This window comes from Martinezella lusitana (genome assembly GCF_900094565.1).
In the GTDB taxonomy this organism is placed as follows: domain Bacteria; phylum Pseudomonadota; class Alphaproteobacteria; order Rhizobiales; family Rhizobiaceae; genus Rhizobium; species Rhizobium lusitanum.
This window is the reverse complement of the sequence record NZ_FMAF01000001.1, coordinates 69340-82094: the sequence shown is the minus strand read 5'-3', so window position 1 is coordinate 82094 and position 12755 is coordinate 69340. Positions and strand designations below refer to the sequence as shown.

Here is a 12755-nt window from a genome sequence, read left to right as displayed (position 1 = left end):
TTGCGCCAATGTCTTTTCCATAAGGAAGTTCGCCAGCGTCTGCCCGCACTTCTCCACCTGCTGCGCAGCCACGACGACAAAGCCGGCTCGTAGGCCTTAATCGAGAAGAGCTCCTGCGAAGCCATCTTCGTTACACTTTCTGGAGTGGCGATCGGTTTCTCATCTATCGCTCGAACATGGCATTGAGCTTGTCCTTGTAGTTCACTTCGCCGATCCGGCGGAAGCCGACCTTTTCCGCGATGCGCAGGGACGGCGCATTTTCCAGGTCGACGATGCAAGTCATGCGCCGGCCTGCGAACTGTTTGTCCGCCCATGCAATCGCCGCGCTCACGGCTTCCGTGGCATAGCCCTTGCCCTGCATCGGCGGCGTGATGCTCCAGCCCGCTTCGAGCGTGCCTTCCGTCGTCGGGCTCATATCGCGATGCAGATCGAGAAAGCCGACCTCGCCGATGAGCCTGCCGCTTTCACGCTCCTCCACGGCAAAGAAGCCGAAGCCGAGATGATGCCACATGCCGGCATAGCGCAGCAGGCGCGCCCAAACCTGCTCGCGCGTGGGCGACTCACCGCCGATAAAGCGGACAAGGTCCTTTTGTTTCCAGATGGCTGTGAATTCGTCGAAATCGTCCAGCCTGTGGCCGCGGAGCAGAAGTCGTTCAGTCGTCAATGTCGGAATCATGGTCATGTAGTTATGATGTCTTTGCTATCAGGTATGTATTTCCGTGGGTGTGATCAGTCGTTCGATGCGCCGGGCTCGCCATCCCAGTAATCCACGTCGACGCTGGCGGCGCGGCCGATGACCCGGAATGCCGCTTCGCCGCCCCGATAGGTTTTCGCTAGGAACTTGCCCGAGTCCGGATATTCGACGATTTCCGTCTGCGCCTTGGTCGAAATCGCGAGATAGATCAGCACCGCGGGGCCGGTATTGATCAATTGATGCGCAGTCTCCGGGCCGCCGGTCGGAGCGCCCAGCACATCGCCTTTGCTGACGGGGATGCGCTGATCGCCGAAGCGATAGTCGCCTTCGCCGTCGAGAATGACGAAGAGTTCCTCTTCGACATGATGATTGTGAAATGGACAGCCCGATTTGCCGGGGGGCACTTCGTTGTAGCTGATGCCGATGTCTTTCAGGCCGAGCAACGCACCGAAGGAGGTGTCGCTGCCGGCGAAGAAGCTCCCCTGTTGCCAATGATCCAACTGAAGTTCGCCGACATTGACGGCGGGTCTGGATTTTTTCGTCATGAGCCTCACCCTTCCCAGGTCCGGAATTATTATCGAAGCAGTTGGGTGCGCGGAAGCCACAATTTCCATGGCTGTTCCGATGGCCCCCAAATAGGGCTAGAATCGGCGGCGGCCATTGAAAAACACTTGCCAAGCGAGGCCCGCCGTGGTTTGACCCGGCCTAGCAAGGTGCCGCCCCCTCTCAATTCGCAGGTGATATATGTCCAGCTCTCCCAATGCCCATATCCTCATCGTCGAAGCCCGCTTCTACGACGATATGGCCGATGCCCTGCTCGACGGCGCCAAGACCGCCCTCGAAGAGGCTGGCGCGACCTATGATGTCGTCACCGTGCCGGGCGCGCTGGAAATTCCGGCTGCGATCGCCATGGCTCTCGACGGTGCGGACAATGATGGCACGCAATATGACGGCTATGTCGCTCTCGGCATGGTCATTCGCGGCGAAACCTATCATTTCGACATCGTTGCCAACGAATCCTCGCGCGCGCTGATGGATCTGGCCGTCAGTGAATCGCTTGCGATCGGCAATGGCATCCTGACCGTCGAGAATGACGATCAGGCCTGGGTGCGCGCGCGCCGCTCGGAAAAGGACAAGGGCGGCTTTGCCGCCCGCGCGGCGCTGACGATGATCGCGCTGAGACAAAAGTTGGGTGCATAAGTTCATGAGCAATCAGGATAACGAGCGACCGGCAAAGCCCGCGAACCAGCGGGGGGCGGCTCGCCTTGCCGCCGTTCAGGCGCTCTATCAGATGGATATCGGCGGAACCGGCGTGCTGGAGGTGGTGGCCGAATACGAGGCACACCGTCTCGGACAGGAGCTGGATGGCGAGACCTACCTGAAGGCCGACGCATCCTGGTTTCGCTCCATCGTATCAGGTGTCGTGCGCGAGCAGACCCGGCTCGATCCGCTGATCGGCTCCGCCCTTCAGGACGACTGGGCGCTGTCGCGTCTCGACAGCACCGTGCGCGCCATCCTGCGCGCCGGCACATTCGAGCTTCTCGACCGCAAGGACGTGCCGGTTCCGGTCATCGTCACCGAATATGTCGAGATCGCCCACGCCTTCTTCGAAGAGGACGAGCCGAAACTCGTCAACGCCGTGCTCGACCGAATCGCCAAGCAGGTTCGCGGCGAAGCCAAGAAATAGGCTTCCTTGGAGGCGCTGACCGCTGCGGTTTGCACTTTCGTTTCCTTCGTTCGCGCCTGATTTCAGTTACGGATATTCTTTTGAACCTCCAGCGGGTGTTTTACCCGCGGGCGGTCTTGACGCGACGTTTTCCCAACAGCAATCTCGCATTGCACATCTGTCGGTCGTCTTGGAGGAGGGCGGTCACGGTTGTCGCGGGCGGCCGGGCGAGGAGTGAACCGCCGGCTTTTTTGGAGGGAAAAAGCGAAATGTCAATTCTTTTAGGTGTTATAGCGTGCGGGCTGCTCTCGGTGGTTTACGCCATCTGGACGACCCGGTCGGTGCTTGCTGCCGATCAGGGCAATGCGCGCATGCAGGAGATTGCGGGTTATATTCGGGAAGGCGCCCAGGCCTATCTGGCGCGTCAATATAGAACCATCGCAATTGTCGGTGTCATTGTTTTCATTGCAGCCTGGCTTCTATTGTCTGCCGAAGCCGCTTTCGGTTTCCTGATCGGCGCGATTCTCTCGGGCGCTGCCGGCTTCATCGGCATGCACGTCTCCGTGCGCGCCAACGTCCGCACGGCTCAAGCCTCGTCGCATAGCCTGGCGGCCGGTCTCGATATCGCCTTCAAGTCGGGCGCCATCACCGGCATGCTGGTTGCCGGCCTCGCATTGCTCGGCGTCTCCATCTACTTCTATGTGCTGACCGATATTCTCGGTCATGAGCCGGGCTCGCGCGATGTCATCGACGCTCTGGTATCGCTCGGGTTCGGCGCGTCGCTGATTTCGATCTTCGCCCGTCTTGGCGGCGGCATCTTCACCAAGGGCGCAGATGTCGGCGGCGATCTCGTCGGCAAGGTAGAAGCGGGTATCCCCGAGGACGATCCGCGCAACCCCGCGACCATTGCTGACAACGTCGGCGACAATGTCGGCGATTGCGCCGGCATGGCGGCCGACCTGTTCGAAACCTATGCGGTCTCTGTGGTCGCCACTATGGTTCTCGCCGCGATCTTCTTCGCCGGCACGCCGATGCTTGACTCCGCCATGATCTATCCGTTGGCGATCTGCGGCACCTGCATCATTACCTCGATCATCGGCACCTTCTTCGTCAAGCTCGGCGTCAACGGTTCGATCATGGGCGCGCTCTACAAGGGGCTGATCGCCACGGGTCTCCTGTCGATCGTCGGTCTCGCAGTCGCCACGTCGCTGACCATCGGCTGGGGTTCGATCGGCACTGTCGCAGGTTTCGATATCACCGGAACGAAGCTGTTCCTCTGCGGCATCGTCGGGCTGATCGTCACGGCGCTGATCGTCGTCATTACCGAATACTACACCGGCACCAACAAGCGGCCGGTCAATTCCATCGCTCAGGCGTCTGTCACTGGCCACGGCACCAACGTCATCCAGGGCTTGGCCGTCTCGCTCGAATCGACGGCACTGCCGGCGCTCGTCATCGTAGGCGGCATTCTCGCCACCTATCAGCTCGGCGGCCTGTTCGGCACGGGTATCGCCGTGACGGCCATGCTTGGGCTTGCCGGCATGATCGTAGCGCTCGATGCCTTCGGCCCGGTGACCGACAATGCCGGCGGCATTGCTGAAATGTCGCATCTTCCGCCGGAAGTGCGCAAGTCGACCGATGCGCTGGACGCCGTCGGCAATACCACCAAGGCGGTGACGAAAGGCTATGCCATCGGTTCGGCCGGTCTCGGCGCGCTGGTGCTGTTTGCCGCCTATTCGAACGACTTGAAATATTTTGCCTCCCATGGCGATCAATTCCCCTATTTCGCCAATGTGGGCGCGATCTCCTTCGATCTCTCCAACCCTTACGTCGTTGCCGGGTTGCTGTTCGGCGGCATGATTCCCTATCTCTTCGGCGGCATCGCCATGACGGCCGTCGGCCGGGCTGCCGGTTCGATCGTGGAGGAAGTGCGCAGGCAGTTTCGCGAGAAACCAGGCATCATGCAGGGCACGGAACGCCCCGATTACGGCCGCGCCGTCGACCTTCTGACCAAGGCGGCCATCCGCGAGATGATCATTCCGTCGCTGCTGCCGGTGCTGGCACCGATCGTCGTCTATTTCGGCGTGCTTCTGATCTCCGGCTCCAAGGCTTCGGCCTTCGCCGCACTCGGCGCGTCGCTGCTCGGCGTCATCATCAATGGCCTGTTCGTCGCCATTTCCATGACGTCAGGCGGCGGTGCCTGGGACAATGCCAAGAAGAGCTTCGAGGATGGCTTCGTCGATAAGGACGGCACGCGCCATCTGAAGGGCTCGGAGGCGCATAAGGCGTCGGTGACGGGCGATACCGTCGGCGATCCCTATAAGGATACGGCCGGCCCGGCTGTCAATCCGGCGATCAAGATCACCAATATCGTTGCATTGCTGCTGCTGGCCGTCCTTGCGGGATAGAGCGTGATGCCGAAAAGTGTGGAGCGGATTCGGATTTTAGGTCGGTTCGACCTAAAATCATCCGCTCTAGCCGAAGAAAACCGAACGCATAAAGAAAACCCGCGAGGCGCTATGCCTCGCGGGTTTTTTGTTGGAGCATCTTCCCGGCCTATTGGCCCGGGTTGAGGTTGTTGAGGAAGTTCCTCGCGCCGTTCACGCCCTGGCCGCCGCCCTGCAGGATCTGCTGCAGGAAGGTGATATCGCGGCCGCCGGTCGGTGTCGTACGGCTGATCATGTCGAAGACCCTGCCGTCCTTCAGCGTATAGTTGGCTTCCTGCTTCACGATACCGTCCTTGTCGAAATAGATCGCCAGGATGTTCTGGTCGACCAGTTTCGGTTTCATGAAGGCGGCGGCGCGCGTGCGCTTCTGGGAGATGTAGTAGAAAACCTCGCCGTCGAAGGTCGCTGTGGTTGAGGGCGTACCGAGCGACAGCAGCACCTGCTCGCGGCTCGAGCCGACAGGCGCAAGGGCGAGCGACTGCTGATCGAAGATGTAGCCGTTGTTCATGACCTCGCCGGTCTGGCAAGCCGTAAGTCCTACGGTCGCAATCACCAGGGCGATGGCGGCACTGCTGCTGAAAGTAATGTCAGACTTGAAATACCGTCTGGTCAACGACATCTCATCTCCCCTAATGAATCAATCCGATGGCCGAGCGGCCGGTATGATCTTGCTGCGCACATCATTGTGGCCTTTCCGCGATGGAAAAAGCTACAATGGTGTTGTTCGTCACTCTTCTTCACCGACATCCACAGGGTGATGAAGGTAAGGGCGGGAGCCTTGAAGCGGGCACAAACGGCATTGCAATTCGCGCCTGCTTCGGTAAACCAGCTTTGGCGTGGATGCAACAAGGCCAAGCAAAAACGGCGCGCTCTGAAGGAGCCAATTCCGGGAATTTTCATGATTTTTGGGCTATTCCGCAAAAGAAATCACAATCAGATCATCGTCGTCAGGCAATATGAGGCCCTGACATCGATGGCGCGAGAGCCGGTTTTCTATACCGGCTACAACGTGCCGGATACGGTGATGGGGCGCTTCGAATTGCTTTCGGTTGTCATGATCCTTTTTTTCCGGCGGACGCGATCGTCTGCGACCAGCGGCCAGGAGCTTGCACAGGAAATCGTCGATGCGTTTTTCGAGGATATCGACTATTCGATCCGCGAGCTTGGAATTGGTGACAACAGCGTGCCGAAGCGCATGAAGAAACTCGCCGGCATGTTTTACGGGCGGCTCGAAAGTTATGCGACGGCCATGGACGGCAATGATCGTGCTGCACTTGCCGCAGCACTTCGTCGCAACATCTATCCGAAGACGGACGAGGGAGCCTCGATGGCGGCGCTGGCCGACTGGATGATGGACGCCGAGGCGCATTTGGCCGCCGTGACGGAGGCCGATATCGCCACGGGCTCGGCGACGCTGCCGCAGCCAGGCAGGCTCGGCCAAAAGGTAGGTTAAGGGGCAAAAAATGAAAACACACAACTCCGATGAAACGCCGTTTTCCTATCCGGTGAAGGTTGGCCATATCTCCGCCAATCCGGTGGATGTGCATGTCGAGGCGGATGATCGCGAACTTGCGGGCTTGGCGGCGCTTTGGGATGTCCTTTCCGTGGAAAAGCTCGAAGCGGATCTGAAGATCTCGCGCTGGAAGCGTGACGGCGTGCGGATCAAGGGCAATGTAAGGGCAAAGCTCGTCCAGGCATGCGTCGTCACGCTTGATCCGGTCGAATCTGACATCGACGAGAATTTCGAGCATATTTTCGTACCGGAGGATTCCAAGCTGGCGCGCGCGCCCTCGGTGGCTGCGGGTGAAATGGTGCTCGATCCCGATGGACCGGACCTTCCCGACACGTTCACAGGCGACACGATCGATGCCGGTGCGGTCGTTGCTGAGTTCGCGGCGCTTGCCATCGACCCTTATCCGCGCAAGCCCGATGTCGAGTTCGAAGGGCACATCGAAGACGCCGGCGAAAATGACAGGAAACCTTCCCCATTCGCCGTTCTGAAAGACTGGAAAAAGGAATAGACTCCGATGGCAACTGAGCACAATTCAGTTGTAACCGAGGGAGAAAACGGTATTTTGACGCCAAATTCGCCAGGCCCGGCGGACAAAAAGGACTAGGGACGCGTGATCAGAATTTCTCTTGACCTAATGGGTGGCGACTTCGGCCCTGAGGTTGTTGTTCCCGGCGCGGCCAAGGCGCTGGATAGGCATCCCGACATCACTTTCCTCATGTATGGACAAAAGGATCGCTGCGAGGCGATCCTTGCCAAATATCCGAAGCTTCGGGAAAGATCTGCCTTTCACGAATGCGATGTTGCCATCAGCATGGACGAGAAGCCGAGCCAGGCGCTGCGCCGCGGCCGCTACGTGTCCAGCATGTGGCGTTCCATCGAAGCGGTGAAAGTGGGGGCCGCCGACGTCGTGGTGTCTGCCGGCAATACCGGGGCGCTGATGGCAATGGCGAAATTCTGCTTGCGCACCATGGCCAATATCGAACGTCCGGCGATCGCCGCAATCTGGCCGACGCTGCGCGGCGAAAGCATCGTGCTCGATGTCGGCGCCACCATTGGCGCGGACGCGCAGCAGCTGCTTGATTTTGCCCTGATGGGCGGTGCGATGGCACGCGCGCTTTTCGAGATCGAGCGCCCGACTGTCGGCCTGCTCAATGTAGGCGTCGAAGAAATCAAGGGGCAGGAGGAGGTCAAGGATGCTGGCCGCCTGATCCGGGAGGCCAATCTCGAATCGCTGGAATATTCCGGCTTCGTCGAGGGCGACGATATCGGCAAGGGTACGGTCGATGTCGTGGTCACGGAAGGCTTCTCCGGCAACATCGCCCTGAAGGCTGCGGAAGGTACGGCAAAGCAGATCGGTTCCTATTTGCGCTCGGCGATGACGCGCACGCTGCTGGCCCGCATTGGCTATATCTTCGCCAAGGGAGCTTTCGACCTGCTGCGCGAGAAGCTGGACCCCAGCAAGGTCAATGGCGGCGTTTTCCTCGGCCTCAACGGCATTGTCATCAAGAGCCACGGTGGCGCGAATGCGGAAGCCTTTGCAGCCGCCATCGATGTCGGCTACGACATGGCCAAGAACGGGCTTACGCAGAAAATCGAAAACGATTTGAAGAAGTATCATGCTAAACGGCTGCCCCCCATCGGGCCGGAAGCGGCATGAGCGACGGGGTATAAGCAGAATGATCCGTTCAGTTGTCCGCGGATTTGGGGCGGCGCTCCCCAAGCGTGTCATGACCAATGCAGAGATGGAACAGGTTGTCGACACCAACGACGACTGGATTGTCCAGCGCACTGGCATTCGCCAGCGCCACATTGCAGGCGAAGGCGAAACCACGGCTTCGTTGGGGGAGCAGGCGGCACGCGCCGCCCTCACCAACGCCGGGCTGACGCCCGATGATCTCGATTTGATCATCGTCGCCACCTCGACGCCAGACAACACGTTTCCCGCCACCGCGGTGAATATCCAGAACCGGCTCGGCATGCATCATGGCTTCGCCTTCGACGTCCAGGCCGTCTGTACCGGGTTCGTCTATGCCGTGACGACCGCCGACGCCTACATTCGCGGCGGCCTTGCCAAGCGCGTGCTCGTCATCGGCGCCGAAACGTTCTCCCGCATCCTCGACTGGACCGACCGCACGACCTGCGTTCTCTTCGGTGACGGCGCCGGTGCGCTGATCCTCGAGGCAGGCGAAGGGAGCGGCACAAACCGTGACCGCGGCGTGCTGACGGCAAGCCTGCGTTCGGATGGTGCCCACAAGGACAAGCTCTATGTCGACGGCGGTCCCTCCTCGACGGGAACGGTCGGCGTGCTGCATATGGCGGGACGCGAGGTGTTCAAACACGCAGTCGGCATGATCACCGACGTTATCGAGGCCGCCTTTAAGGCCGCCGGCGCGACTGCTGACGACCTTGACTGGCTGGTGCCGCATCAGGCGAACAGGCGCATCATCGACGGGTCCGCCAAAAAGCTCGGAATTGCTCCCGAGAAGGTTGTGATCACCGTCGATCTCCATGGCAATACGTCGGCCGCTTCGATCCCGCTGGCCCTCGCGGTTGCTGCCGGCGACGGACGAATCAAGAAGGGCGATCTGGTCATGCTGGAAGCCATGGGCGGCGGTTTCACCTGGGGCGCAGTGCTGCTGCGCTGGTAGGCCTCATCTCTAAAAGCCGATTCCGAACAAGAGCTTGACCGTTTGGCGCAAGGGCAATAGTCTCGTACGGCTTGAATAAGATTACCTATCAATATGGGCGGGGAGCTATGACGGGCAAGACAGTGACGCGCGCAGATCTGGCGGAGTCGGTATTCCGGAAAGTCGGTCTCTCCCGGACGGAGTCGGCGGAACTCGTCGAGACAGTTATCGATGAAATTTGCAACGCCATCGTGCGTGGAGAAACCGTAAAGCTCTCCTCATTCGCGACTTTTCAGGTGCGTGATAAGAATGAACGCGTCGGGCGAAATCCGAAGACCGGCGAGGAAGTTCCGATCTCTCCACGGCGCGTCATGACTTTCAAGGCATCCAACGTCCTGAAGACCCGCATCCTCAAGGCTCATGCGAGCCGCAAGGCGAAAGCCAGACCGGTAAATCCGGCCTCCTGATCCGTTCACGCCATTTGTTTCCCATCGGCAGGGTGCCTGCGATGCGACGCTTTTTGGATGTATTTCTCTGGCTTTTTGCAGTTTGCTTGTGTAGCGGCCGAAGAGATGACTTGAATTTCTCCTGGCAAACCGTTGAAATATGGTGAGTCGCATCATGATAGGATGCGGCGCCAATATCAGGTCTTGCGTGATTTGGCGCGAATGGCGCCGTAGTCGCGCTGTGGGAGTATGATGATGGACAAGAGCCCGGATGCATTTCGCACGATCAGCGAAGTTGCCGAAGACCTTGACCTGCCGCAACATGTCCTACGGTTCTGGGAAACACGCTTTCTGCAAATCAAGCCGATGAAGCGTGGCGGCGGCAGGCGCTACTACCGGCCGGAGGATGTCGACCTCCTGAATGGCATCCGCCATCTGCTGTACGATCACGGCTATACGATCAAAGGCGTTCAGAAGCTTCTGAAAACCAACGGCAACAAGTTCGTTATCGCCGTCGGGCACGGGGATCTCGCCAGCGTCGAGGCACTTGCCGGGGCGGCGCAGGAGCCTGCTCCAGTCGAACCGCGTGTCGGTTCCACCAATCCGGAAGACGACCAGATTGTCGGGCGCGCCAAGGCGCCGATAAGCCGTCGTTTCTTTAATTTCGTCAGCGGGGAGGACGGCGTGCCGGATGTCTCGCTCGGCAAGTCCAGTGTCGGCAAGGAGGATCGGGCGTTGCTTCAGGAAACGCTCTATGACCTGCTGGAGTGTAAACGTCTGCTCGATCAGGTGCGATAGAGCGAAGTCCGGTCGGCGGCATCGCCAGCGTCGTTCGGTAGAGTGTCCAAGGGCATGCCTTGCGTTTTTCAACGGAAGTACAACCGAAACATGTGTATGCTTGCGTTGCGCACCTTTGGGAAAGGCATCGGGATGCTCGCCCATATAGTCAGCTACAGTGCGTGATATTTTTGTCACATTTGCTACCCTTTTGCGTTGTAAAAAATAGTTCGGCAGCCTTATTAACTTGTCCGACTTTGGCGGCGGGTTCAGTTTGAAACCGAAGCCTCGTGCTTCGCCCTGTAATAGGGGAACACCCAGTCAGGCCATGGAGGGGTGTGATGTTATCTGCCTTGAGGTCCATCCCTGATGGATAGTCGAATGGAGACATCATGAACATCAAGAGCCTTCTTCTTGGCTCCGCCGCTGCCATCGCCGCAGCGAGCGCTGCCCACGCTGCTGACGCAATCGTTGCGGCCGAGCCCGAGCCGCTTGAATATGTCCGCATCTGCGATGCCTACGGCACCGGTTATTTTTATATCCCCGGTACCGAAACCTGCCTGAAAGTCGGCGGCAAGGTCCGTACCGAAGGCGAGTGGTACGACGCCTACAATCCGAACAGCCGGGTCGGCACGATGTGGCATGAGCGTGTGGAACTCAATGTCGATACTGCGACCGACACAGAATACGGTCCGCTGAAGACCAACACCATCTTCCGTTGGGAGTGGAACGATGGAAATGCGACCAGCGCCAAGCTGCTGTTCGCCAATATCAGCCTCGGCGGCTTCACGGTTGGTAAGCTCGATTCGCAGTACAACCTATACGTTGGTTACGCTGGCGACGTCATCAACGACGACGTGATCTATGACGGCCCGTATGAACTGAACCAGTTGACCTACAACTACGATGCGGGCAACGGCTTCACGGCTGTGGTCTCGCTCGAAGACAGCTACTCCACCTCCGACGGCAGTGCATCTTATGGCGCTGGCTGGTGGACGGACGACAAGTCCAACCACTACGCTCCCGATGCCGTCGCCGGCTTCGGCTACAAGGTGGGTAACTGGGGCTTCAAGGTCGTCGGCGGTTATGATTCCATCGTCGAAGAAGGCGCCATCAAGGCGCGCATCGATGCCAAATTCGGCGCTGTGGAAGCCTTCCTGATGGGTGGCTGGAACACGGACGGCGACAAGCTGAACAAGTATGCCGGCACCAACCAGGACGTCTCCGCTTGCACGACGTCGAGCGGTGCGGTCAATGCGGCCAAGTGCGGCTGGGGTGACTGGGCAGTTTGGGGTGGCGTCGGCGTTCCGGTCAACGACAAGCTGAAGTGGAATCTGCAGCTTGCCTATACCGAATCGAAGATCTTCGAGGCGACCACGAACCTCAAGTTCAACCCGGTCAAGGATTTCCTGATCGAGCCGGAATTGACCTACGTTCACTACGACTTCATCAACGACGATACCGTCGCCGGTATCCTCCGTTTCGAGCGGAATTTCTGATCGGAAATGAACCGGATGTCTCGGCCTTTCGAGTAAGGCCGCAGACGCAAGCGGATCTCAAGGCCCTGCCGCCAGGCGGGGCCTTTTGTTTTGCCGCTCCCGTTGACGGGCTGAACCCGTTAAGCACGATACCATCTTTGCGCGTGATTTTGAGGGATTCTGCCGGTTTTTGCGCGTTGCCTGACCGCATTGGCTTGCTAAGACTTACCGTTGGCTGTATTTCCTTGTCCCAGGGTTGTACTATAAATTGCCGGAGGGAATATGCGTATACGTGCCACCGTAGCGGCGAGCCTCGTCGCCGTAACCACTATTCTATCGAGCTGTCAGACACCGCAGGAATCTGCGATGAATGCTGAAATGACGTGCCAGTCACAGGGTTTCCGCCCCGGTTCGCAGCGCTACAATCGCTGCGTCGGCGCCACTTACCAGGCAAATCGCGTCCAGGCGCAGCAAGCTGAAAATCAGGCAGCCGCTCTTGCCGCCGCCGGTATCATCGGTGGTGTTCTTGTCGGCGCCGCAGCCAGTGATCACCATCACCGCGGCTATTATGACCGCCCGTATTACCGTCGCTGCTATCGCTGCTGGTAGGCATCGCGATAGCCCGATCGCTCACATGTCGAAACAAAAACTCCGCCGGCTTCTCCCGCTGGTGGAGTTTTCATGTTTCCGGTCGCTCTTAGAACGGCTGAGTCATCTCCTCTCGGCTGACCAGCTTCAGGCTGCGGTCAGGCTGGATGATGTAGGTTTCAAAGACATCCTGGCCCCATTGATTGGTGAAGTGATGCTGCAGCCGTGTGCCGGGCGGCGATTGCGTCAGCTTCATGTGCGGCTGGCCGTGATAGGTAATGCTGCCGGGAATCGGTTCCAATGGCTGGGCTGTGGTGCATGCGGCAAGCAGCGGTGCGCATAGCATCAGGGCTATCAGGGGTTTCATTGCCTCAACTTTCCGATCGCTTCTTATTCTCTTAATTCCGTCTCGCAATAAAGACGAAAGGGCATCTGTGAGCTTGGGTCCAAATCACTATATAGAGGTAATATTGAAGCGTTCGGCGACAAGGCTGTCTCACGCATATGTGCTTGGCGCCG

The 12755-nt window shown here is 59.0% G+C and carries 16 protein-coding genes; 12 read left to right on the top strand and 4 right to left on the bottom strand.

Annotation, left to right across the window (positions count from 1 at the left end; translation table 11 throughout):
- Positions 1-163: 163 nt before the first annotated feature.
- Complete coding sequence (locus tag GA0061101_RS00350) at positions 164-682, bottom strand: GNAT family N-acetyltransferase (RefSeq protein WP_037194103.1); 519 nt, start codon at positions 680-682, stop codon at positions 164-166.
- A 47-nt stretch (positions 683-729) separates the two neighbouring features.
- Positions 730-1239 carry a cupin domain-containing protein gene (locus GA0061101_RS00345; protein ID WP_047552970.1) on the bottom strand — a complete coding sequence of 170 codons (510 nt, stop codon included), beginning with the start codon at positions 1237-1239 and terminating at the stop codon, positions 730-732.
- Between the two features lie 199 nt (positions 1240-1438).
- On the opposite strand from GA0061101_RS00345, the gene GA0061101_RS00340 reads away from it, so the two are divergent.
- The 3 genes from GA0061101_RS00340 to GA0061101_RS00330 all read left to right on the top strand — a co-directional run bounded on the left by GA0061101_RS00340 (position 1439) and on the right by GA0061101_RS00330 (position 4768).
- On the top strand, positions 1439-1894 hold the full coding sequence (locus GA0061101_RS00340) for a 6,7-dimethyl-8-ribityllumazine synthase (protein WP_037194107.1): 456 nt from the start codon (positions 1439-1441) through the stop codon (positions 1892-1894).
- Between the two features lie 4 nt (positions 1895-1898).
- Positions 1899-2381, top strand: coding sequence for a transcription antitermination factor NusB (gene nusB / locus GA0061101_RS00335; protein WP_004122322.1), 483 nt, complete (start codon positions 1899-1901; stop codon positions 2379-2381).
- A gap of 248 nt (positions 2382-2629) precedes the next feature.
- Complete coding sequence (locus GA0061101_RS00330; RefSeq protein WP_037194111.1) at positions 2630-4768, top strand: sodium-translocating pyrophosphatase; 2139 nt, start codon at positions 2630-2632, stop codon at positions 4766-4768.
- Positions 4769-4916: 148 nt separating this feature from the next.
- Here GA0061101_RS00330 and GA0061101_RS00325 read toward each other — a convergent pair whose 3' ends face one another.
- Positions 4917-5426, bottom strand: coding sequence for an outer membrane protein assembly factor BamE (locus GA0061101_RS00325; protein WP_037194113.1), 510 nt, complete (start codon positions 5424-5426; stop codon positions 4917-4919).
- 95 nt (positions 5427-5521) lie between these two features.
- On the opposite strand from GA0061101_RS00325, the gene GA0061101_RS39230 reads away from it, so the two are divergent.
- The 9 genes from GA0061101_RS39230 (at position 5522) to GA0061101_RS00285 (ending at position 12257) form a co-directional block, all read left to right on the top strand.
- Positions 5522-5767 (top strand): hypothetical protein, encoded by a 246-nt coding sequence (locus GA0061101_RS39230; protein ID WP_156151500.1) that lies wholly within the window; start codon positions 5522-5524, stop codon positions 5765-5767.
- A complete protein-coding gene (locus GA0061101_RS00320; RefSeq protein ID WP_037194114.1) occupies positions 5706-6260 on the top strand; it encodes a ubiquinol-cytochrome C chaperone family protein in 555 nt (184 codons plus the stop codon). The genes GA0061101_RS39230 and GA0061101_RS00320 overlap by 62 nt, the downstream gene beginning before the upstream one ends.
- A gap of 10 nt (positions 6261-6270) precedes the next feature.
- On the top strand, positions 6271-6828 hold the full coding sequence (locus GA0061101_RS00315; RefSeq protein WP_037194116.1) for a YceD family protein: 558 nt from the start codon (positions 6271-6273) through the stop codon (positions 6826-6828).
- A 102-nt stretch (positions 6829-6930) separates the two neighbouring features.
- Positions 6931-7977 (top strand): phosphate acyltransferase PlsX, encoded by a 1047-nt coding sequence (gene plsX, locus GA0061101_RS00310; RefSeq protein WP_034507627.1) that lies wholly within the window; start codon positions 6931-6933, stop codon positions 7975-7977.
- Between the two features lie 19 nt (positions 7978-7996).
- On the top strand, positions 7997-8968 hold the full coding sequence (locus GA0061101_RS00305) for a beta-ketoacyl-ACP synthase III (RefSeq protein ID WP_037194120.1): 972 nt from the start codon (positions 7997-7999) through the stop codon (positions 8966-8968).
- A gap of 107 nt (positions 8969-9075) precedes the next feature.
- Positions 9076-9414 (top strand): integration host factor subunit alpha, encoded by a 339-nt coding sequence (locus tag GA0061101_RS00300; protein WP_034507623.1) that lies wholly within the window; start codon positions 9076-9078, stop codon positions 9412-9414.
- A 228-nt stretch (positions 9415-9642) separates the two neighbouring features.
- Positions 9643-10191, top strand: a complete 549-nt coding sequence (locus GA0061101_RS00295) for a MerR family transcriptional regulator (protein ID WP_037194122.1) — start codon at positions 9643-9645, stop codon at positions 10189-10191.
- A gap of 371 nt (positions 10192-10562) precedes the next feature.
- A complete protein-coding gene (locus GA0061101_RS00290) occupies positions 10563-11669 on the top strand; it encodes a porin (RefSeq protein WP_037194124.1) in 1107 nt (368 codons plus the stop codon).
- 261 nt (positions 11670-11930) lie between these two features.
- On the top strand, positions 11931-12257 hold the full coding sequence (locus tag GA0061101_RS00285) for a hypothetical protein (protein WP_047552981.1): 327 nt from the start codon (positions 11931-11933) through the stop codon (positions 12255-12257).
- 88 nt (positions 12258-12345) lie between these two features.
- Here GA0061101_RS00285 and GA0061101_RS00280 read toward each other — a convergent pair whose 3' ends face one another.
- Positions 12346-12603, bottom strand: coding sequence for a hypothetical protein (locus GA0061101_RS00280; protein ID WP_037194127.1), 258 nt, complete (start codon positions 12601-12603; stop codon positions 12346-12348).
- Positions 12604-12755: the final 152 nt, after the last annotated feature.

Coding starts and splice junctions, on each gene's coding strand:
- GA0061101_RS00345 (WP_047552970.1), bottom strand. CDS start 1,239: ATGACGAAAAAATCCAGACCCGCCGTCAATGTCGGCGAACTTCAGTTG.
- GA0061101_RS39230 (WP_156151500.1), top strand. CDS start 5,522: ATGGTGTTGTTCGTCACTCTTCTTCACCGACATCCACAGGGTGATGAA.
- GA0061101_RS00340 (WP_037194107.1), top strand. CDS start 1,439: ATGTCCAGCTCTCCCAATGCCCATATCCTCATCGTCGAAGCCCGCTTC.
- GA0061101_RS00290 (WP_037194124.1), top strand. CDS start 10,563: ATGAACATCAAGAGCCTTCTTCTTGGCTCCGCCGCTGCCATCGCCGCA.
- GA0061101_RS00295 (WP_037194122.1), top strand. CDS start 9,643: ATGATGATGGACAAGAGCCCGGATGCATTTCGCACGATCAGCGAAGTT.
- GA0061101_RS00305 (WP_037194120.1), top strand. CDS start 7,997: ATGATCCGTTCAGTTGTCCGCGGATTTGGGGCGGCGCTCCCCAAGCGT.
- GA0061101_RS00320 (WP_037194114.1), top strand. CDS start 5,706: ATGATTTTTGGGCTATTCCGCAAAAGAAATCACAATCAGATCATCGTC.
- nusB (WP_004122322.1), top strand. CDS start 1,899: ATGAGCAATCAGGATAACGAGCGACCGGCAAAGCCCGCGAACCAGCGG.
- GA0061101_RS00330 (WP_037194111.1), top strand. CDS start 2,630: ATGTCAATTCTTTTAGGTGTTATAGCGTGCGGGCTGCTCTCGGTGGTT.
- GA0061101_RS00300 (WP_034507623.1), top strand. CDS start 9,076: ATGACGGGCAAGACAGTGACGCGCGCAGATCTGGCGGAGTCGGTATTC.
- GA0061101_RS00350 (WP_037194103.1), bottom strand. CDS start 682: ATGACCATGATTCCGACATTGACGACTGAACGACTTCTGCTCCGCGGC.
- GA0061101_RS00315 (WP_037194116.1), top strand. CDS start 6,271: ATGAAAACACACAACTCCGATGAAACGCCGTTTTCCTATCCGGTGAAG.
- GA0061101_RS00325 (WP_037194113.1), bottom strand. CDS start 5,426: ATGTCGTTGACCAGACGGTATTTCAAGTCTGACATTACTTTCAGCAGC.
- GA0061101_RS00280 (WP_037194127.1), bottom strand. CDS start 12,603: ATGAAACCCCTGATAGCCCTGATGCTATGCGCACCGCTGCTTGCCGCA.
- GA0061101_RS00285 (WP_047552981.1), top strand. CDS start 11,931: ATGCGTATACGTGCCACCGTAGCGGCGAGCCTCGTCGCCGTAACCACT.